Here is a 19,828-nt window from a genome sequence, read left to right as displayed (position 1 = left end):
GGTCGAACGCGGCGAGCGCGGTCGGGCCGTCCTCCGCCACCTCGACCTCGTAGCCCTCGCGCTTGAGCAGGTAGGCGAGCGGCTCGCTGAGCGCGGCCTCATCCTCGACGAGCAGGATGCTTGTCACTGGTTCTCTCCTATCGGGGGACGGATCGTGGATGCCTCTGGCAGCCGGATGGTGAAGGTGGAGCCGCGGCCGGGCTGCGACCAGACGCGCACCTCGCCGCCGTGGTTCTGCACCGCGTGCTTGACGATCGAGAGGCCGAGGCCGGTGCCCCCGGTATTGCGGGAGCGTGCCTGGTCGACGCGGAAGAAGCGCTCGAACACCCGGTCGAGGTCCTCCTCGGGGATGCCCTCGCCCTGGTCGGTGACCGCGATCTCGACGACGCCGTCCACCGTGCGCACGCCGATTCCGATGCGGGAGTCGTCCGGCGAGTACTGGATGGCGTTCGAGATGAGGTTGTGCACCGCGGTCACCAGCAGCGCTTCGTTGCCGATCACGAGCGCGTCCTTCTCGCCGCGCATCGCGATCTCGATGTTCCGCGACTCCGCCGCGACGCGGTTCTGGTCGATCGCCGACTTGACCACGTTCCTGGCGGAGAGCTGCTCGGCGTCGCCGAGGGCGTCGGCGGCCTGCAGCCGGCTGAGCTCGATGATGTCCTGCGTGATGCGCGCGAGCCGCGACGCCTCCTCGCTGAGCCGCAGCGCGAACCGGCGCACCTGCTCCGGGTCGTCCGACGCGTCGTCGAGCGCTTCGGCGAGCAGCGAGACCGCGCCGATCGGGGTCTTCAGCTCGTGGCTGATGTTGGCGACGAAGTCGCGGCGCACCGACTCGAGACGGAACGACTCCGTGCGGTCCTCCGCGAGCAGCAGGATGTAGCGCGAGCCCAGGCGCGCCACCCGCACGCTGAGGTGGATGTTCGCGTCGCCGAAGGGGCCGCGCGCCAGCTCGCACTCCTCGGTCGCCGGCTCGCCGGTGCGGCGGACCCTGTCCACGATGTCGACCAGGTGCGGGTGCACGAGCGCGCCGTTCCAGACCAGGCCGATCGCGTGCGCGCCCGGCGACGCCTTGATCACGTTGTTCGACGGGTCGAGGACGACGCCGGCCGACTCCATCGCGTCGAGCACCTGATCCACCCCGTCGGGGACGCTCGGGCTGACCACCTGGGCGGCGTGATCGCCGCGCCGCGCGGCGATGTGCAGGATCCACACGAAACCGGCGCCGACGGCGAGCCCGAGGCCCAGCGAGAGCAGCACCAACCAGGCGGAGTCCATGCTGCAAGCGTAGGGGACGCGTTACCGGCAGAAACGACGGACCCCGCCCGCCGCCGCGTGTTTTCGCGGGTACGTTAGACAGTGTTCAGGCGTACGGCACCAACCGTTAACCTGGCGCGACGACCATACTTCACGGAGTCAGCAGACCCGTATCCCGCGTGCGTGCGCGTACGCCCAGGAAGGACCCCATACCCCATGCGCGAAGTTTTCCAGCAGGAGCTTGCCGAAGTCCAGGACCGGCTGGTCGAGATCGCCGAGCTGGTCGTCCGCTCCATCGAGAACGCGACGGCCGCGTTCACCGAGTCGGACGTCTCGCTCGCCGAGGACGTGATCGCCAACGACCACAAGATCGACGAGCTGACGGTGCTGCTGGACGAGCTCTCCATCCAGATCCTCGCCCGCCAGCAGCCGGTCGCGCGCGACCTGCGCATCGTGGTCAGCGCGCTGCGGATCAGCGCGTCGCTGGAGCGGATGGGCGACATGGCGGAGCACATCGCCCAGCTCGCCCGCTACCGCTTCCCGGACAAGGTGGTGCCGAAGTCGCTGCGCGCCACCTTCGCCGAGATGGGCAGGCTGGACGTGGCGATCGCGCAGAAGCTCGCGGAGCTGCTGCGCACGCAGGACATCCGCCTCGCCGACGAGATCCGCAACGACGACGACGACATCGACGAGCTGCACGCCAGCGTGTTCGACAAGGTGCTCGGCGAGACCTGGAAGGGCCAGGCCGTGGACACCGTGGACGCGACGCTCGCCTCCCGCTACCACGAGCGCTTCGCCGACCACGCGGTCTCGATCGCCAAGAAGGTCCAGTACCTCGCCACCGGCGACTGGGCCCCCGAACTCGCCACCCCCTGACCCGCCCCGCTCTCGACCCCAACCGCCGAGTACGCGAATAATCCGCGTACTCGGCGGTTTTTGGTCGATTTTCTGCGTACTCGACGGGTGCTAGGCGAGGGGGATGCGGGCGGCGACGACGCGCTGGGAGCGCGGGGCGCGCTCCACGAGGGCGAGCTCGGTGAGCGTGTCGTGGTCGCCAGGGTCCAGCGCGGCGCGGCGTTGCCGTGTGGCGTGCGGGCGGTAGCCGTCCAGGATGTGGTGCCGGTCGTGGATGCGCGCCCCGGCCGCCTCGAGCGCGCGCACCGCATCCCGGTGCAGGGCGAGCAGAGCCGGCGAGGGGTGCAGCAGCGTCACCGGGATGTCCCGGTGCCGCCCGAAGGCCGCCCGCTCCCCCGCGACGACGCGCACCGCCGGCGACCGCGGGAGCAGCGCGGCCACCGCCGGCGCGTCGAGCTCGGTCTCGAACGGCGGCACGATGGTCACGTGCAGCGGCCAGTCGCCGCCGGAAAACACGTCGTCGCCGCGTCCCTTCAGGAACGCGACGCCGACGAAGGTGGTGGGGCCCGTGACTACTTCTTGCCCTGGGCGGCGACCGCGGCGGCGCCGGCGGCGGCAGCCTCCGGGTCCAGGTAGGCGGCCGGCTCGATCGGCCGGAACGACTCGTCCAGCCGGTAGACCAGCGGGATGCCGGTGGGGATGTTGAGCTCGGCGATGTCCTCGTCCGAGATGCCGTCGAGGTGCTTCACGAGCGCGCGCAGCGAGTTGCCGTGCGCGGTCACCAGCACGGTCTTGCCCCCGGCGAGGCTGGTCGTGATGTCCGACTCCCAGTAGGGCAGCATCCGGGCGATGACGTCCTTGAGGCACTCGGTGCGCGGCAGGTCGTCGCCGAGGCCGGCGTAGCGCGGGTCGTGCGCCTGCGACCACTGGCTGTCGTCGGGCAGCGGCGGCGGCGGGACGTCGAACGAGCGGCGCCAGAGCTGGAACTGCTCCGGGCCGTACTTCTCGAGGGTGTCCGCCTTGTCCAGGCCCTGCAGCGCGCCGTAGTGGCGCTCGTTGAGGCGCCAGGACCGCTCGACGGGGATCCACAGCCGGTCGGCGACGTCCAGCGCGTAGTTCGCGGTCTGGATGGCGCGGGTCAGGACGGACGTGTAGAGGATGTCGGGCGTGAGACCGGACTCCGCCAGCAGCTCGCCGGCGCGCTTCGCCTCGGCGACGCCCTGCTCGCTGAGCCGGACGTCGACCCAGCCGGTGAACAGGTTCTTCTGGTTCCACTCGCTGTTGCCGTGGCGGAGGAGGATCAAGGTGTAGGGGGCGGACATGGAAATAATCTTGTCACATGCCCTCGAGAGCGATCAGCGCCGTGACGCCGCATGGCGGTGCGGTCGGCGCTGTCACCCGCGGCACGACCAACACCAACCGGCTGCGCAGGGTGGACCGCTGGATCGCCGCGCAGCCGGTGCTGCGCCGCACGGCCGATCCGCTGGTGGTCGACCTCGGCTACGGCGCGAGCGGGGTGACCGCGTTCGAGCTGCACCAGCGGCTGGCGAGGACGCGGCAGGATGTCGAGGTCCTTGGCCTGGAGATCGAGCCGGGCCGGGTGCGCTTCGCCGAGGAGCAGCTGCGCGAGGTGCGCGCGGGCGGCACCGGCTTCGACCCCGCCGCCCGCATCGGCTTCGCGGTCGGCGGCTTCGAGGTGCCGCTGCCGGACGGCCGGCTGGCGGCGGTCATCCGCGCGTTCAACGTGCTCCGGCAGTACGACGAGGGCGAGGTCGCCGCGGCCTGGGACCGGATGCGCGCGCGGCTGCAGCCGGACGGGCTCCTGGTCGAGGGCACATGCGACGAGATCGGCCGGGTGGCGAGCTGGGTCGCGGTCGGCGCGGAGGGGCCGCGGACGCTCACGGTCTCGCTGCGGCTGACCGACCTGGAGGCGCCGTCGATCGTCGCGGAGCGGCTGCCGAAGGCGCTCATCCACCGCAACGTCCCCGGCGAGCGCGTGCACGCGTTCCTGCAGGAGCTGGACCGGGCCTGGCGGGTGAACGCGCCGCTCGCCCCCTACGGGCCGCGGCAGCGCTGGATCGCCGCGGTGCAGGGGATGCGCGACGCCGGCTGGCCGGTCGCGGACGGCCGCACCCGCTGGCGGCTCGGCGAGCTCACGGTCGCCTGGCCCGCCGTAGCCCCCGCCTGACCCCGGCGCCGAAGGGGTTTACGCTTCGGCGCGGGAGCGCCAGAGGAGCCAGAGGAAGTAGGGGGCGCCGATCACCGCGGTGACCAGGCCGACCGGGAGCTGCGCCGGCGCGATGAGGGTGCGGCCGATGGTGTCCGCGACGCTCACGAGGACAGCGCCGAGCAGCGCCGCCACCGGGAGCACCCGCGCCGAGCCCTGCCCCACCAGCGAGCGGGCGGCGTGCGGGGCGACCAGGCCCACGAAGCCGATCACCCCGACGGCCGCGACGGCGGCGGCCGTGAGCGTCACGGCGATCGCGAGCAGCCCCAGCCGGGCGCGGCCGAGCCTGACCCCGAGCAGGCGCGGGGTGTCCGCGTCCAGACCGACGAGGTCCAGCTCCCGCGTCGAGAGCGCGAGCAGCGGGACGGCGAGCACCAGGACGACGAGCCCGGGGAGCACCTGCTCGAACGTCCTGCCGTAGGTGGACCCGGACAGCCACACCAGCGCCTTCGCCCCGTTGAACGGGTCCGTCAGCACGATCAGCAGGCTGGTCGCGGCGGTCGTGCCGGAGGAGACGCCGATGCCGATGAGGACGAGCCGGTTCTGCTCCAGCCCGCCGCGCGCCGCCAGCCCGAAGACGAGCGCCGCCGCGGCCGCGGCCCCCACGAGCGCCGCGGCGCCCACCAGCCAGAAGCTCGCGAGCGGGATCGCCGTGATCACCACGACCGCTCCGACGCCTGCCCCGCCGACCACGCCGAGGATGCCCGGCTCGGCGAGCGGGTTCCGCGAGACCGCCTGCACGATCGTCCCCGCGATCGCCAGGGCCGCACCCGCGAGCAGGGCGGCGGTCACGCGCGGCAGCCGGGTGTCGAGGACGAACGTGACGACGCGTCCCGCGCGGCCAGTCAGCCAGTTGGCGACGTCGCCGAGCAGCAGGCGCGCATCCCCGAGGAGCACGGCGGCGAGCACCGCGGCGACGAGAGCCGCGGCGGCGACGACGACCGCGATCACGAACGCCCGTCTGCTGCGCAGCCGGACGAACGCGGTGCCGGGAGAGCCGGTGCCGGTGTCCCGCGACCGGTACGCCAGGTACACGAGCACGCCGGCGCCGAACACCGTCGTGACGATCCCGGTCGGCACCGCCACCCCCGCCTGAGCGCCGAACAGCGCGCGCAGCAGGACGTCGGCGCCCAGCACGACGAGCACACCGGCCACCGCCGATGCCGGCAGGAACGCGCGGTGCCGCATCAGTCCCGGCACGCGCGATCCCAGGAGCCGGACGATCTGCGGGGCGCACAGGCCCACGAAGCCGACCGGACCGGCGACGGTCACGGCGACCGCGGCGAGCGCGACGGCGAGGATCACCGTCAGCGCGCGCGTGGAGCGCGGATCGATGCCGACCGATGCCGCGCCCTCGTCGCCGAGCCCGAGGATGTCCAGCCGGCGGCCGACGACCAGGAGCCCGGCGAACGCGAGCACGGCGACCGGTGCGAGCTGGAGCACGGGGCCGAGCCCGGTCTGGGCGAGCGAGCCGTTGCCCCAGGCGAAGAGCCCGGTCGTCTCCTGCGTGCGCAGCAGGAGCAGCATCCCGCTGATCCCGCTGAGGGCCAGCGTCAGCGCGGAGCCGGCGAGCACCAGGCGCACCGGGCCGGCGCCCGCACGCGACAGCCCGAGCACCACCCCGGCCGCGATGAGGCCGCCCGCGAACGCGGTCGCGCCGGCGGGCAGCGACGGCAGGACGACGCCGAACGCGGCGACCGCGACGACCGCCAGGTAGGCTCCCGCGTTCACCGCGAGGGTATCGGGCGAGGCGAGCGGGTTGCGGGACACCGACTGCAGCGCGGCGCCGGACGCCCCCAGCGCCGCGCCGACCAGGAGCCCGGCGAGGAGCCGAGGGAGCCGCAAGGCGACCAGCACGGCGTCCGCCTGCGTCGATCCCGCGCCGGTGACGGCCCGCCAGAGCGCGTCGGGCGCGAGTGCGGCCGTGCCCTGGCCGAGGTGGACGACCGCGAGCAGCGCGAGCGCGACGGCCGCCGCCCCGGCGAGCAGGGCGAGCCGGCCGGCACGCGGACGGGCGCTGGCGGGCCCGACGACGGGGACGGGCGCGGCGTCGCGGGTGGCCCCGGCGTCGCGCACGCCGGCCTCGCGCACCCGGGTGTCGCTCACGCCGTGAGCGCGTCGACCACGGCGGCGACGTACTGCTTCATCGACGCCGTGCCGCCGAACATCCAGATCCCGTCGGGGAGACGGTGGACGTCACCGGCCGCGACGAACGGGAGCGACGTCCAGACCGCGTTGTCCTTCAGCCCGTCCGCGAACGGGTCGGTGCCGTCGGCGGTGTTCGTGATGTAGAGGAAGACGACATTCTCACCGAGCGCCGTCAGCCCCTCCACGTCGGTCGAGCCGAGGCCGTACGCCTCGTCGCCCTTCAGCGTCCACGGGGCCATCAGCCCCAGCTCGGTGTTCACGTCGGCGAGCAGCGAACCGGCGACGTACGGCCGCACCGAGACCTGCCCGCCCTGCACCCAGCCGTCCGCGAACGCGACGGGACGGCCCGCGAGACCGGCGTCGGCGAGCGTCTTCTTCGCGTCGGCCACGGTCTTCCGGAACGAGGCGATCTCGGTCTTCGCGCGCTCCTGGGTGCCGGTCGCCTCCGCGATGAGGTTCACGTTGTCGATCATCTGGTCGATCTGCCTGCTCGCGTCCGCCGACCGCACCACGATGACCGGGGCGACCTTCTCCAGCTGGCCGATCGCCGACTCCGAGAGGTCGGTGGTGGCGACGACGAGGTCCGGCTTCAGCGCGGCGACGGTGTCGACGCTCGGCTCGCCGCGCGTTCCGATGTCGGTCACGCCGTCCGGGAGCTTCGCTGCGGTGTCCCACGCGGTGTAGCCCTTCACGTCCGCCGCGCCGACCGGGTCGACGCCGAGGCTGACCAGGGTCTCCACGACGTTCCACTCGGTGCCGACGACGCGCGACGCCGGACCGTCCAGCTTCACCTTCTCGCCGCGCGCGTCCGTGACGGTGAGCGAGGATCCGGTCGCGCCCTCGCCGGATGCGGCCTCGGTGGTGCCGCAGCCGGTGAGGACGAGGGCGGCGGCGGCCGCGACGGCGGCGATGGGCAGGAGGCGACGGAGGGTCATGGGGTCCTTTCGGTTCGGAGGGTGTGCCGGCCCACCGCGCGGGTGCGCGGCGCGCCGCTGAGGGCGTCGGGCTCGACGTGGATGCGGATGCCGTAGACCTCGGTCAGCAGCTCCGGGTCGTAGACCTCCGCCGCGTGGCCGGCGGCGACGACCCGGCCGGCGGAGAGCAGCACGACGCGATCGGAGACCGCAGCCGCCTGGTCGAGGTCGTGCAGCACCATCCCGACGGTCACGCCGTGGTCGTCGGCGAGCTCGCGGACGAGGTCGAGGATCTCCACCTGGTAGCGCAGGTCGAGGTAGGTGGTCGGCTCGTCCAGCAGCAGGACGTCGGTGTCCTGCGCGAGGCAGCAGGCCAGCCAGACGCGCTGCAGCTGACCGCCGGAGAGCGCCTCGACGCCGCGGTCGGCGAAACCGGAGACGCCCGTGAGCGCGAGGGCGCGCTCCACCGCCTCCCTGCCGTGCGGGTCGGACCCGCCGAAGCGCCGCCGGTGCGGGTGCCTGCCGAAGCCGACGACCTCGCGGACGCTCAGACCGGCCGGGGTCGGCCTGCTCTGCGCGAGCATGGTGACCAGGCGCGCGAACGCCGGCCGGGACAGCGCGAGGGCGTCCTCCGGGTCGCCGCCGGGCTGCTCGAGGACGATATCAGCGGTGCGGGGCTGCTTCAGCCGGGCGATCGCCCGCAGCAGCGTCGACTTGCCGCTGCCGTTCGGACCGATGAGCGAGGTGACGCGTCCGGGCGGCAGGTCGAGCGCGGCCGAGTGGACGACGTCGGCGCCGTCGTAGGCCACCGTGACGTCGCGGGCGAGCAGGCCGGACGGCAGGCGGGGCGATGGCGCGGTGGAGGCGGACACGGTTGGTTAGGTTAGCATTACCTAACACGCTTCACCAGCCACCTTCGCTGGGTCTGCCATCCCGCTGGCCCAGCGGTTCAGCGCGCCTTTCGCACGCGCCTCGCGGTCTGCCGAAGGCGCACGTCGACAGCCCATCGCGTCCACGAGAGGGGACGCACACGTGCCGCTCGCCGAAGGGCAAGCGGGGCGCCCGCGCGTCAGCCGCGCGGGGTGCGGGTGACCGCGCCGAGGCGCGGCAGGCGGGGCACGGCGGCCTCGGCGCCGGCCTCCGGGGGCACGACGACCTCCTGCGCGGCAGCGACGGCCGTGCCGTCCGCCTCCACGGTCAGCGTCGCCGCCGGGTCGGTGCCGCGCTTGACCACGGCGAGCGCGATCGGCCCCAGCTCGTAGTGCAGAGCGGTCGACGTCACGGTGCCGACCTCGCGGCCGTCCAGCGACACGACGGCCCCGCGCTCGGGATGCACGCCCTCCGAACCGTCCAGGTGCAGCATCACGAGCCGGCGCGGAGGGTGCCCCAGGTTGTGCACCTTGGCGACCGTCTCCTGCCCGCGGTAGCAACCCTTGCTCAGGTGCACCGCCGTGCGCAGCCAGTCCAGCTCATGCGGGATGGTGCGCTCGTCCACCTCGGTGGAGAACCGTGGCCGCCACGCGGCGATCCGCAGCGCGTCCGCCGCCAGGGTCCCCGCGACCGCCAGCTCGCCAGACTCGACGCGCGCGACGATCGACGGCAGCGCGTCCCGCGGCACCAGCCGCTCGCTCCAGCTCCAGTCCGCGCCGGGATGCTTGCCGCGCGCGTACTGGTGCCCGCCCGCGGTGACCGCGTGCCACGGGTCGTGCCAGATCAGCGGGACGCCGTTCGGCGCCGCGATCGGAAGCGGCGGATCGCCGAGCGTGCCGATGGTGGCGAGGTCGTCCGTGCGGTCCGCGACCTCCACGCGCAGCATGAACCGCATCGAGTCGAGCCAGGAGCGCAGGCCGTCCGCCTCCGGGCGGTCGACCAGCAGCCAGGTGGTCTCGCCGTCGTCGACGACGCGGGCGGCGTGCTCGACGCGGCCGGTGACATCCAGCAGCAGGGTCTCGCTCGACTCCCCCGGCGCCAGGCCGGTGAGCGCCTGGCTGGTCAGCGAGTTCAGCCAGCTCAGCCGGTCCGGGCCGGTGACGGTGAGCACGGAGCGGTCGGACAGGTCGACGATCGCGCCGCCCTCGACGAGGGCGCGCTGCTCGGCGAGCGGGCTGCCGTAGTGCGCTGGCACGCCCGATCCCGTCGTGTCGACCGCGCCGGGCAGCCGGAGGAACGGTGAGCCGGACATCGGTTCAGTCCACCTTGGCGAGGCGGGCCGACGCGTGCGTGCGCAGGTCCTGGCCGAGGGCCGCGATGTCCCACGCCCACAGCAGGTGGTTCTCGACGAGCCCGTAGAGCCGGGTCGCCGCCGTGTACTCCTTGGCACCGGCGGTGCGGACGACGGCGTCCGTTGCCAGGTCGATGCGCGGCCCGTTCACGCGGCCGATGTAGAGCTCGCTGACGCCGTCGGGGTGGATGATCGAGACGTCGATGTCGAAGCCGCCGTGCGACGCGCGCAGCGTCTCGACGGACTGCGCCGTCCCGAACGGCCGCGGACCCTCGCCCGGCAGCATCGCCGGTCCGGAGTCGCCCTCGATCAGCTTGCGGCTGAGCCGCCAGTAGCCGGTCTCCGCGGCGAGCGGGGTGCGCTCCTCGTCCAGGAGCCACGAGGTCGCGGTGTAGTTGAGGTAGGGCTGGCCGTCGTGGCTGAAGCTGATCCGCTGCCCGAACTCGCGCTCGGTGTGCTCCTCGCCGATCGCGTAGTCGAGCACGCCCGTGCCCTCCCAGACGCCGATGAGCCAGGACAGCGGAACGAGCTCCGCGGGGAGGTCGGTGGGGATCTCGATCATGCTCTACGGTCTACGCGATCAGCGCTGCCCGCGGAAGAGGTTGTAGACGACGACTCCGGAGACGCCCAGGATCGCGAGGGTGGCAAGGCCGAGCAGGCCGATGAAGAAGAGTTCGAGAGCGACGAGCATGCTCCCAGTCTAGTCAGCGTCCGAGCGTTGTGAGGCCGAGGATGGCGCCGATCAGGCCCAGGATGACGAGACTGCCGGTGAGCGTCGCCGCGAGGCGGTTCACGAAGCCGTCCTTCTGCTGCGTCGCGAGCTGCGCGCCGAAGGAGGCGATCACGCAGACGCCGAGCGCGAGCGACAGCCAGGACGCGTAGTGCGACGGCAGCGAGAGCGCGCCGATCAGCACGCCGAGCACGAGTGCGATCGCCCACACGGCGCCGACGCTGCCGTACACGGCGGCGCGCGGGAGCGGCGCGGCGGGGGGCGCGGCAGCGGCGGCGGGACCGAGCGGCCCCGGGTCGGCGGACGCTGCCGCCGGCACGCCGGGGACGGCTCCGTCGTCGCCCGGTGCGCCCGGTCCGGTGGCCGGGGTGTTCTCGCTCATACCCCCATTCTGCCCCGGCCCCGAGGTCGCGGGGACGGGCAGTGCACGCATTTCCGGTAGCATTGCGGCACAAACGGAGAGAGGAGGAACTGGGTGGCGCAGCTTCTGATCCTCACCTCCGCGCCCGAGACCGAGGTCCTCCCGTCGCTCGCCCTGCTCAGTCACCGCACCCGTCAGATCCCGGCCGAACCGGCCTCGCTCGTGAACGCGCCGAGCTGCGACCTGATCTTCGTGGACGCCCGACGCGACCTGGCGAGCGCCAAGTCGCTGTGCAAGATCCTGACGACGACCGGGATCACGGTCCCCCTCGTCCTCGTGCTCACCGAGGGCGGTCTCACCGCGGTCAGCGCGGACTGGGGAGCGAGCGACGTCCTACTCGACAGCGCTGGCCCCGCCGAGGTGGATGCGCGCATCCGGCTCGCCATCGGCCGGCAGAGCCAGGAGCACTCGCAGACCAAGATCCAGGCCTCCGGCATCACCATCGACGAGGCCAGCGACTCGGCGAAGGCGCACGGCCGCGCGCTCGACCTCACCTTCAAGGAGTTCGAGCTGCTGCGCTTCTTCGCCACACACCCGTCCCGCGTCTTCACGCGCGAGCAGCTGCTGAGCGAGGTGTGGGGCTACGACTACTTCGGCGGCACCCGCACGGTCGATGTGCACGTGCGGCGGCTGCGCGCCAAGCTCGGCGACCTGGAGTCGCTGATCGGCACCGTGCGCAACGTCGGCTACCGGTTCAACGTGTACGAGGAGGAGAATGACCGCCTCCCTTCGCCTGTCGGTCCCTGACCTGGCGGTTCCCGCCGAACGGGACGCGTTCTTCGCCCTCGCAGCCGCGGCGGCGGAGGCGGACGGCGCCGACGCGTTCGACGAGCAGACCCGGCTGGACCTGATCTCCGGCAGGCGGACGCCGTGGATCGCGCACGACACGACGGGCGGGACCTGCGCCGCCGCCGCGCTCGGTGCCGGCGCTCTCGACCTGGTCGTCGCCCCGGCCGCGCGGCGTCGCGGGGTCGGCAGGCAGGCGCTGTCCGCGCTGCTGGAGGAGGTGCCGCGGGGGCCGCTCACCGCGTGGTCGCACGGCGACCATCCCGGCGCCCGCCGGCTCGCGTCGCGCTTCGGGTTCACCGCCGCGCGCACGCTGCTCGGGATGGCGATGACCCTGGACGGCGCGACCGGACGGGCCGCGCCGCCGCACGGGTTCTCGCTGGACCGGTTCCGGCCGGGGCGCGACGACGCCGAGTGGGTCGCGCTCAACCAGCGCACGTTCGCGTCGCATCCCGAGCAGGGCGCGATGACCGCCGCCGACCTGCACGAGCGGATGGCGGAGCCGTGGTTCGACGCGGACGACTTCCTGGTGCTGCGCGACCCGGACGGCCGCATGGTCGGCTACGACTGGCTGAAGGCGGAGGGGGCTCGGACGGGCGAGGTCTACGTCCTCGGCGTCGATCCGGCGTTCTCCGGGCGCGGCCTCGGCCGGGTGCTGCTGATGGCGGGGCTGGCGCGGCTGCGCGAGCGCGGCCTCGGGACGGCGACGCTGTACGTGGAGGGGGACAACGAGGCGGCGCTCTGGCTGTACCGTTCTGCGGGCTTCGGAGTCTCCTCCACAGATGTGCAGTACCGCCGTTCATCCCCCGTTTACCCCGGACCGTGACCGACGCCTCGCCCCGGTGCGATGATGGGGGACATGGATGAGCGGACGACACTCGAGAACGGCCTTCTGGACACCGGGCTCGGCGGGAGCCTGGGCAGCGACTTCGACGACGACTTCGCTCCCTTCATCTACGAACCGGACCCGACGCTGCCGGAGGACCGCTATCTCGACCGCGAGCTGAGCTGGCTCGCGTTCAACCAGCGCGTGCTCGAGCTGGCGGAGGATCCGCTGCTCCCTGTTCTGGAGCGGGCGAACTTCCTCGCGATCTTCGCGAGCAACCTCGACGAGTTCTTCATGGTCCGCGTCGCCGGCCTCAAGCGCCGCATCGCGACCGGGCTCGCCGTGCCGACCAACGTCGGCCGCGCGCCGCAGGACGTGCTGGCGGACATCTCCGAGAAGGCGCACGAGCTGCAGGCGCGGCACGCGCGCGCCTACCGCGAGCTGGTGCTTCCCGCGCTCCGCGAGGCGGGCATCTCGGTGGTGAGCTTCGACCAGCTGGACGAGGCGGACAAGGCGCAGATGCGCGAGGTGTTCTCGCAGCAGATCTTCCCGGTGCTGATGCCGCTCGCGGTGGACCCTGCGCACCCGTTCCCCTACATCTCCGGGCTCTCGCTCAACCTCTCGGTGCGGGTGCGCAACTCGCGGACCGGCAAGGAGCAGTTCGCGCGCCTCAAGGTGCCGCAGATGCTGCCGCGGTTCGTGCGGATCGACCAGCGCGAGACGCTCGGGCAGGTGCGGTTCATCACGCTGGAGGACCTGATCGCCAACCACCTCGGCGACCTCTTCCCCGGCATGGAGATCCTCGACCACCACGTCTTCCGGGTCACCCGCAACGAGGACGTCGAGGTCGACGAGGACGAGACCGAGAACCTCATCCAGGCGCTCGAGCGCGAGCTGCTGCGCCGCCGCTTCGGCCCGCCCATCCGGCTCGAGGTCACCGACGACATGGACGACGTGACCCTGGGCCTGCTCGTGCGCGAGCTGGATGTGACGGAGCAGGAGGTGTACCGGCTGCCCGCGCCGCTCGACCTCGGCGGCCTGTTCGACCTGGCCCGCATCGACCGGCCGGACCTGCACTACCCCAACCACGTCCCGACCACCGCGCCCCAGCTGATGCCGAGCGAGCCGAACGCGAAGCCGGACGTGTTCGCCGCGGTGTCGCGCCAGGACATCCTGCTGCACCACCCGTACGAGTCGTTCGCGACCAGCGTCCAGGCCTTCCTGGAGCAGGCGGCGGCGGACCCGCACGTGCTCGCCATCAAGCAGACGCTCTACCGCACCTCCGGCGACAGCCCCATCGTCGAGGCCCTGATCGACGCCGCAGAGGCGGGCAAGCAGGTGCTGGCGCTGGTGGAGATCAAGGCGCGCTTCGACGAGCAGAACAACATCTCCTGGGCCCGCAAGCTCGAGAAGGCGGGCGTGCACGTCGTCTACGGCCTGGTCGGCCTGAAGACGCACTGCAAGCTCGCGCTCGTCATCCGCGAGGAGAAGGGCGTCCTCAAGCACTACAGCCACATCGGAACCGGCAACTACAACCCGAAGACCTCGCGCATCTACGAGGACCTCGGGCTGCTGACCGCGGACGACCAGGTGGGCAAGGACCTCACCCGCCTGTTCAACGAGCTCTCCGGGTACGCGATCGAGAAGAAGTTCAAGCGCCTGCTCGTCGCTCCCCTGCACCTGCGCAAGGGGCTGCTGAAGCGGATCGACGCCGAGGCCGCGCACGCGGCGGCCGGGCGGCCGTCCGGCATCCGGATCAAGCTCAACTCGATCGTCGACGAGGCGATCATCGACGCGCTCTACCGGGCCAGCCAGGCCGGAGTGCCGATCGACCTGTGGGTGCGCGGCATCTGCGGGCTGGTGCCGGGACGCGAGGGACTGTCGGAGAACATCCGGGTGCGCTCGGTGCTCGGCCGCTACCTCGAGCACTCGCGGGTGTTCTCGTTCGTGAACGACGGCGACCCGCAGGTCTACATCGGCAGCGCGGACATGATGCACCGCAACCTGGACCGCCGGGTGGAGGCGCTGGTGCGCCTCACCGACCCGGACCACCTGGCCGAGCTGGATGCGCTCTTCGACCTCGCCTTCGACCCGCGGACGGCCGCGTGGTCGCTCGCAGAGGACGGCGTCTGGACGCGCGAGCACCTCGACGAGAACGGCAAGCCGCTGACCGACCTGCAGAATAAGCTCATGCAGCAGATCAGCCACCGCCCGCGCAGCGCCCGCACGGGAAGCAGGCGGTGAGCCTCGCCATCTACGCGGCGGGCGCTCTGTGCTGGCGCGTCGTGGACGAGAAGGTCGTCGTGCTCGTCGTGCACCGCACCAAGTACGGCGATGTGACCATCCCCAAAGGCAAGGTCGACCCGGGCGAGACGCTGCCGGCGACCGCCGTCCGCGAGATCCGCGAGGAGACCGGCCTCGCCATCTCCCTCGGCGTCCCGCTCGGCGTCTCCGCGTATCCGCTCAGCTCCGGCCGCGAGAAGATCGTGCACTACTGGGCGGCCGAGGTGGACGACCACGCCATCGAGCAGTCCACGTTCGTCCCGAACGCCGAGATCGCCGCGATCGAGTGGGTGAGCCTGAAGAAGGCGCGCGGCTACCTGACCTACGAGCGGGACGTCGAGATCCTCGACGCGTTCGAGGCGCTGGTGCGCCAGGGCATCACGTCCACGTTCGCGCTCATCGCCCTGCGCCACGGCAAGGCGGTGCCGCGCGGCGACTGGGACGGCCCCGACGCCTCCCGTCCGCTGACGGACCGTGGCGTGAAGCAGGCGGCGGCCGACGTGCAGACGCTGGCCGCGTGGCGTCCCCGGCGGGTCATCACGAGCGACGCCGTGCGCTGCGTCGCGACGGTCGCCCCGCTGGCCGCGGCGACGGGCATCAAGCCGCGCCGCGAGTCCGGGATCAGCCAGGATGCGTACGAAGAGGGCCGCGGCGACGTCCGCTCCGTCATCGGCAAGCGCGTCCGCTCCCGCAAGACCGCCGTGCTGTGCAGCCACGGCCCCGTGCTCCCCGAGATCCTGCGCGAGATCGCCCTGGCCACCGGCACCATGCCCGGCGCCTACCTGAACGACGCGGCCGACCTCGACACCGGCGGCTTCTCCGTCGTGCACCTGTCGGCGACGAACCCATCGAGCGGCATCGTCTCCATCGAGACGTACGCGCCGGCCGTCGGCTGATTCCAGCCCGCGCAGCGCGCCCGTCCCATGCACGCGCATCAACTGAACACACGTCGTTAACCTTCCGTTTACCGCTGCGGGGGACGCTGGTCAGACACCGGGCATAGCGTCACACGCGGGTCGCACCGACCCCGTCCTGTTGTTACTGATCCCCGGAAGGGACAACTGTGAATCTGAAGCGTCTTGGCGTTCCCGTGGCTCTGCTCGCCGCGGCCGCCATCTCCCTCACCGCCTGTGCGTCGAACGAGGGAAGCTCCCCCGCGACCACCACGGCGAAGGCGTCCAACCTCTCCGGCACGCTCAACGGCATCGGCTCGTCCGCCCAGGGCGCCGCGCAGACCGTCTGGGCCGCGGGCTTCCAGCAGGCCAACCCCAAGGTCACCATCAACTACGACCCGCAGGGCTCCGGCGCCGGCCGCAAGAGCTTCATCTCGGGTGCCGCCGACTTCGCCGGCTCCGACGCCGCGCTGAAGACCGAGGAGCTCTCCGGCACCTTCGCCGGCTGCGCCGCGAACAGCAAGGGCATCGACCTGCCGGTCTACATCTCCCCGATCGCCATCGCGTACAACGTCGACGGCGTGAAGGACCTCAAGCTGGACGCCGCCACCATCGCGGGCATCTTCTCGGGCAAGATCACCACCTGGGACGACGCGAAGATCAAGGACCAGAACTCGGGCGCCACGCTCCCGTCGGCCCCGATCACCGTCGTGCACCGCTCCGACGACTCGGGCACCACGCAGAACTTCACCGAGTACCTCGCGGCGAACGCCCCCGACGTGTGGACCAAGCCGGCCTCGCAGACCTTCCCGTTCCAGGTCGGTGACGCGGCGAAGGGCACCTCCGGTGTCGCGGACGCCACCAAGAACGCGAAGAACTCGATCACCTACATCGACGAGTCGGGCTCGGCCGGTCTCTCCATCGCCCAGCTGAAGGTCGGCGACAACTACGAGAAGATCAGCGCCGACGGTGCTGCCGCCGTGGTCGCCGCCTCCCCGATCGCCTCGGGCCGCGAGACCAACGACCTCGCCATCCAGATCGACCGCAAGGACACCACCAAGGGCGCGTGGCCGCTGGTCCTCGTCTCCTACGTCATCGCCTGCCAGGAGTACAAGGACTCCGCCAAGGCCGACCTGGTGAAGGGCTACGTCGACTACGTCATCTCCGGTGACGCCCAGAAGGCCGCCGCCGAGCAGGCCGGTTCGGCTCCGCTCTCCAGCGACCTGGCCGACAAGGTCAGCAAGGCCGTCGCCGGCATCAAGTAACACCCTGCCGCTCGGCCTGGGCCCTCATCCGGTCCAGGCCGAGCGGTGCATCTCCCTCACCCCCAGGGACACCCGATGAGAGAAAGCAAGGAATGACCGCCGGAACCGCAGGAGCCATCAGGCCGAAGGCGAAGGTCCGCCTCGGCGACCGCGTCTTCTCCACCAGCACCGTCGTCGCCGGATCGCTGATCCTCGCCACCCTCGCAGCGGTGGCGCTCTTCCTCGTCATCCAGAGCATCCCGGCCCTCTTCGCCGGCTCCGGCGAGCTGCCGAACAACGCCAGCAACTTCTGGTCGTGGGTGTGGCCGCTCGTCTTCGGCACCATCTGGGCCGCCCTCATCGCGCTGCTCATCGCGACGCCGCTGTCCATCGGCATCGCCCTCTTCATCTCGCACTACGCCCCGCGCCGCGTCGCCCAGACGCTCGGCTACATCATCGACCTGCTCGCCGCCGTGCCGTCGGTGGTCTTCGGCCTGTGGGGCATCGCGACCCTCGCTTCCTTCGTCCAGCCCTTCTACGTCTGGCTCGGCCAGTACTTCGGCTGGATCCCGTTCTTCGCGCCGCCGGTGTCCGGCACCGGCCGCACCATCCTCACCGCCGCCATCGTGCTCGCCGTGATGGTCATCCCGATCATGACGGCGATCTGCCGCGAGATCTTCCTGCAGACCCCGCGCCTGCACGAGGAGGCCGCGCTGGCCCTCGGCGCCACCAAGTGGGAGATGGTGCGGATGGCCGTTCTGCCGTTCGCCCGCTCCGGCATCATCTCGGCGATCATGCTCGGCCTCGGCCGTGCGCTCGGCGAGACGCTGGCCATCGCCATGGTGCTCTCCCCCGCGCTGATCGTGAAGTGGGCGGTGCTGCAGGCCCAGAGCCCGAACACGATCGCCGCGAACATCGCGCTGCAGTTCCCCGAGGCCACCGGCGTCGGCGTGAACGCGCTCATCGCGTCCGGCCTCGTGCTGTTCGTGGTCACGCTTCTGATCAACATGCTCGCCCGCTACATCGTCAGCCGCCGCAAGGCCTTCTCGGGAGCGAACTGATGGCCGCCACCACGACCGCAACCGCCGCGCCCCGCGCGCTGGCCAACTCGTACACCGCGGGCAAGCTGCCGCGCTGGGCCCCGTGGGTCATGCTCGTCGCCTCCTGGGTCGTCCTCGGCGCCGTCTTCGCGATGCTCGCCGCCAGCGGCGCCACCAAGGACTTCAACATCGTCGGCGCCATCTTCTTCGGCACCGTGCTGTTCGACGTCGCGATCTACACGACATCGCTGCTGATCGAGGGCGCGCGCAAGGCGAAGGACCGGCTGGTCACCTCGCTGGTCGCCACGGCGTTCATCATCGCGCTGCTCCCGCTGATCTCGCTCGGCTGGACCGTCGTGGCGCAGGGTCTCGCCCGGTTCGACGTCCAATTCTTCAGCGAGTCGATGCGCAACGTCATCGGCGCAGGCGGCGGCGCGCTGCACGCGATCGTCGGCACCTTGATCATCACCGGCCTGACCGCCGTCATCTCCGTGCCGATCGGCCTGCTCACCTCCATCTACCTGGTGGAGTACGGGCGCGGGATGCTCGCGCGCGGCATCACCTTCTTCGTCGACGTGATGACGGGCATCCCGTCGATCGTCGCCGGCCTGTTCGCGTACGCGCTGTTCGCTCTGATCTTCGGCCCGGCCATCCGCAACGGCTTCATGGGCGCGGTCGCGCTGTCGGTGCTGATGATCCCCGTCGTCGTGCGATCCAGCGAGGAGATCCTGCGGATCGTCCCGAACGAGCTGCGCGAGGCGTCGCTGGCGCTCGGCGTCCCGAAGTGGCTGACCGTGCTCAAGGTGGTCCTGCCCACCTCGCTCGCCGGCCTCGTGACCGGCGTCATGCTCGCCATCGCCCGCGTCATCGGCGAAACCGCGCCGCTGCTGATCGTCGCCGGTTTCACCACGAGCATGAACTACGACCCGTTCAACGACCGGATGATGAGCCTCCCCGTGTTCGTGTTCACGCAGTACACGCAGGCCGCCGGCCTGCACGCGCAGGACTCGATCGACCGGGCGTGGACCGGCGCTCTCGCCCTGATCATCATCGTGATGCTGCTGAACCTGGTCGGCCGCATCATCGCCAAGGCCTTCGCCCCCAAGTACGGCCGCTGAGCCGGGCCCCGAGCTTCTCCCGAGAATCGCAGACAAGGAAAAACGTGTCCAAGCGCATCGAAGTCAACGACCTCAACGTCTACTACGGCAAGTTCCTGGCCGTCGAGGGCGTGTCGCTCACCATCGAACCCCGGACGGTCACCGCCTTCATCGGCCCGTCGGGCTGCGGCAAGTCGACCTTCCTCCGCACGCTCAACCGCATGCACGAGGTCATCCCCGGCGCGTACGTGGAGGGCGACGTGCTGATCGACGGGAACAACCTGTACGGCCAGGGCGTCGACCCGGTGCTCGTGCGCCGTCAGGTCGGCATGGTCTTCCAGCGCCCGAACCCGTTCCCGACCATGAGCATCCGCGACAACGTGCTCGCCGGCGTCAAGCTCAACAACCGCCGGATGTCCAAGAGCGACGCGGACGACCTGGTCGAGAAGTCGCTGCAGGGCGCGAACCTGTGGAACGAGGTCAAGGACCGCCTGAACCTCCCCGGCTCCGGCCTCTCCGGCGGTCAGCAGCAGCGTCTGTGCATCGCCCGCGCGATCGCGGTCTCCCCCGACGTGCTGCTGATGGACGAGCCGTGCTCGGCCCTCGACCCGATCTCGACCCTGGCGATCGAGGACCTCATCGAGGAGCTCAAGAACGACTACACGATCGTGATCGTGACCCACAACATGCAGCAGGCCTCGCGCGTCTCCGACCGCACCGCGTTCTTCAACATCGCGGGCACCGGCAAGCCGGGCAAGCTCATCGAGTACAACGACACCAACATGATCTTCTCGAACCCGAGCGTGCAGGCCACCGAGGACTACGTGTCCGGCCGCTTCGGGTGATCGTCGCCGGAACCGGCAGCGCGAAGGCCCGCGGGATCGCCCCC

Annotated in this window: 19 protein-coding genes and 1 pseudogene; 10 read left to right on the top strand and 10 right to left on the bottom strand. The window is 71.6% G+C overall.

Features of this window, described 5'->3' with window-relative positions:
• Positions 1-127, bottom strand: a pseudogene (locus ACTHMF_RS03770) (DNA-binding response regulator); the annotation flags it as partial.
• Positions 124-1,275: a sensor histidine kinase gene (locus ACTHMF_RS03765; protein WP_440316355.1), complete on the bottom strand. Its 1,152-nt coding sequence runs from the start codon at positions 1,273-1,275 to the stop codon at positions 124-126. The gene ACTHMF_RS03765 and the pseudogene ACTHMF_RS03770, both read right to left, overlap by 4 nt.
• Positions 1,276-1,470: 195 nt before the next feature.
• Between ACTHMF_RS03765 and phoU the strand changes: the two genes are divergently transcribed.
• Complete coding sequence (gene phoU, locus ACTHMF_RS03760; RefSeq protein ID WP_314148256.1) at positions 1,471-2,130, top strand: phosphate signaling complex protein PhoU; 660 nt, start codon at positions 1,471-1,473, stop codon at positions 2,128-2,130.
• A 90-nt stretch (positions 2,131-2,220) separates the two neighbouring features.
• Here phoU and ACTHMF_RS03755 read toward each other — a convergent pair whose 3' ends face one another.
• Both ACTHMF_RS03755 and ACTHMF_RS03750 read right to left on the bottom strand, forming a co-directional pair.
• Positions 2,221-2,625 carry a 2'-5' RNA ligase family protein gene (locus ACTHMF_RS03755; protein WP_314148255.1) on the bottom strand — a complete coding sequence of 135 codons (405 nt, stop codon included), beginning with the start codon at positions 2,623-2,625 and terminating at the stop codon, positions 2,221-2,223.
• A gap of 56 nt (positions 2,626-2,681) precedes the next feature.
• A complete protein-coding gene (locus tag ACTHMF_RS03750; protein ID WP_440316354.1) occupies positions 2,682-3,431 on the bottom strand; it encodes a phosphoglyceromutase in 750 nt (249 codons plus the stop codon).
• Positions 3,432-3,448: 17 nt separating this feature from the next.
• On the opposite strand from ACTHMF_RS03750, the gene ACTHMF_RS03745 reads away from it, so the two are divergent.
• Positions 3,449-4,297, top strand: a complete 849-nt coding sequence (locus tag ACTHMF_RS03745) for a class I SAM-dependent methyltransferase (RefSeq protein ID WP_314148252.1) — start codon at positions 3,449-3,451, stop codon at positions 4,295-4,297.
• 18 nt (positions 4,298-4,315) lie between these two features.
• On the opposite strand, the gene ACTHMF_RS03740 is transcribed toward ACTHMF_RS03745, so the two are convergent.
• From ACTHMF_RS03740 to ACTHMF_RS03715, 6 genes are all read right to left on the bottom strand, one after another.
• Complete coding sequence (locus tag ACTHMF_RS03740) at positions 4,316-6,442, bottom strand: iron ABC transporter permease (RefSeq protein ID WP_440316352.1); 2,127 nt, start codon at positions 6,440-6,442, stop codon at positions 4,316-4,318.
• The gene (locus ACTHMF_RS03735; protein ID WP_440316351.1) at positions 6,439-7,419 is read right to left on the bottom strand and encodes an ABC transporter substrate-binding protein; all 981 of its coding nucleotides are present in this window, start codon (positions 7,417-7,419) and stop codon (positions 6,439-6,441) included. The genes ACTHMF_RS03740 and ACTHMF_RS03735 overlap by 4 nt, the downstream gene beginning before the upstream one ends.
• Positions 7,416-8,270 (bottom strand): ABC transporter ATP-binding protein, encoded by an 855-nt coding sequence (locus tag ACTHMF_RS03730; RefSeq protein ID WP_440316350.1) that lies wholly within the window; start codon positions 8,268-8,270, stop codon positions 7,416-7,418. The genes ACTHMF_RS03735 and ACTHMF_RS03730 overlap by 4 nt, the downstream gene beginning before the upstream one ends.
• Positions 8,271-8,467: 197 nt before the next feature.
• Positions 8,468-9,580 (bottom strand): CAF17-like 4Fe-4S cluster assembly/insertion protein YgfZ, encoded by a 1,113-nt coding sequence (ygfZ, locus tag ACTHMF_RS03725; protein ID WP_440316349.1) that lies wholly within the window; start codon positions 9,578-9,580, stop codon positions 8,468-8,470.
• A gap of 4 nt (positions 9,581-9,584) precedes the next feature.
• The gene (locus ACTHMF_RS03720) at positions 9,585-10,181 is read right to left on the bottom strand and encodes an FABP family protein (RefSeq protein ID WP_440316348.1); all 597 of its coding nucleotides are present in this window, start codon (positions 10,179-10,181) and stop codon (positions 9,585-9,587) included.
• A 142-nt stretch (positions 10,182-10,323) separates the two neighbouring features.
• Entirely contained in the window at positions 10,324-10,731 is a 408-nt protein-coding gene (locus ACTHMF_RS03715) for a hypothetical protein (protein ID WP_440316347.1), read from the bottom strand.
• Between the two features lie 93 nt (positions 10,732-10,824).
• Between ACTHMF_RS03715 and ACTHMF_RS03710 the strand changes: the two genes are divergently transcribed.
• The 8 genes from ACTHMF_RS03710 to pstB all read left to right on the top strand — a co-directional run bounded on the left by ACTHMF_RS03710 (position 10,825) and on the right by pstB (position 19,784).
• On the top strand, positions 10,825-11,517 hold the full coding sequence (locus ACTHMF_RS03710; protein ID WP_440316346.1) for a response regulator transcription factor: 693 nt from the start codon (positions 10,825-10,827) through the stop codon (positions 11,515-11,517).
• A complete protein-coding gene (mshD, locus tag ACTHMF_RS03705; protein WP_440316345.1) occupies positions 11,486-12,382 on the top strand; it encodes a mycothiol synthase in 897 nt (298 codons plus the stop codon). The genes ACTHMF_RS03710 and mshD overlap by 32 nt, the downstream gene beginning before the upstream one ends.
• 33 nt (positions 12,383-12,415) lie before the next feature.
• Complete coding sequence (locus tag ACTHMF_RS03700; protein WP_314149256.1) at positions 12,416-14,626, top strand: RNA degradosome polyphosphate kinase; 2,211 nt, start codon at positions 12,416-12,418, stop codon at positions 14,624-14,626.
• Positions 14,623-15,561 carry an NUDIX hydrolase gene (locus ACTHMF_RS03695; RefSeq protein WP_440316344.1) on the top strand — a complete coding sequence of 313 codons (939 nt, stop codon included), beginning with the start codon at positions 14,623-14,625 and terminating at the stop codon, positions 15,559-15,561. Before ACTHMF_RS03700 ends, ACTHMF_RS03695 begins: the two co-directional genes overlap by 4 nt.
• A gap of 167 nt (positions 15,562-15,728) precedes the next feature.
• Positions 15,729-16,823, top strand: coding sequence for a phosphate ABC transporter substrate-binding protein PstS (gene pstS, locus ACTHMF_RS03690; RefSeq protein ID WP_440316343.1), 1,095 nt, complete (start codon positions 15,729-15,731; stop codon positions 16,821-16,823).
• 92 nt (positions 16,824-16,915) lie between these two features.
• Entirely contained in the window at positions 16,916-17,863 is a 948-nt protein-coding gene (pstC, locus tag ACTHMF_RS03685) for a phosphate ABC transporter permease subunit PstC (RefSeq protein WP_314149259.1), read from the top strand.
• Positions 17,863-18,960: a phosphate ABC transporter permease PstA gene (gene pstA, locus ACTHMF_RS03680; protein WP_314149260.1), complete on the top strand. Its 1,098-nt coding sequence runs from the start codon at positions 17,863-17,865 to the stop codon at positions 18,958-18,960. The genes pstC and pstA overlap by 1 nt, the downstream gene beginning before the upstream one ends.
• 44 nt (positions 18,961-19,004) lie before the next feature.
• On the top strand, positions 19,005-19,784 hold the full coding sequence (pstB, locus tag ACTHMF_RS03675) for a phosphate ABC transporter ATP-binding protein PstB (protein WP_314149261.1): 780 nt from the start codon (positions 19,005-19,007) through the stop codon (positions 19,782-19,784).
• Positions 19,785-19,828: the final 44 nt, after the last annotated feature.

It is taken from the genome of Leifsonia sp. (genome assembly GCF_051955155.1).
GTDB lineage: Bacteria > Actinomycetota > Actinomycetes > Actinomycetales > Microbacteriaceae > Leifsonia.
The sequence above is the reverse complement of the archived record's forward strand: the minus strand, read 5'-3'. Positions and strand labels throughout refer to the sequence as shown.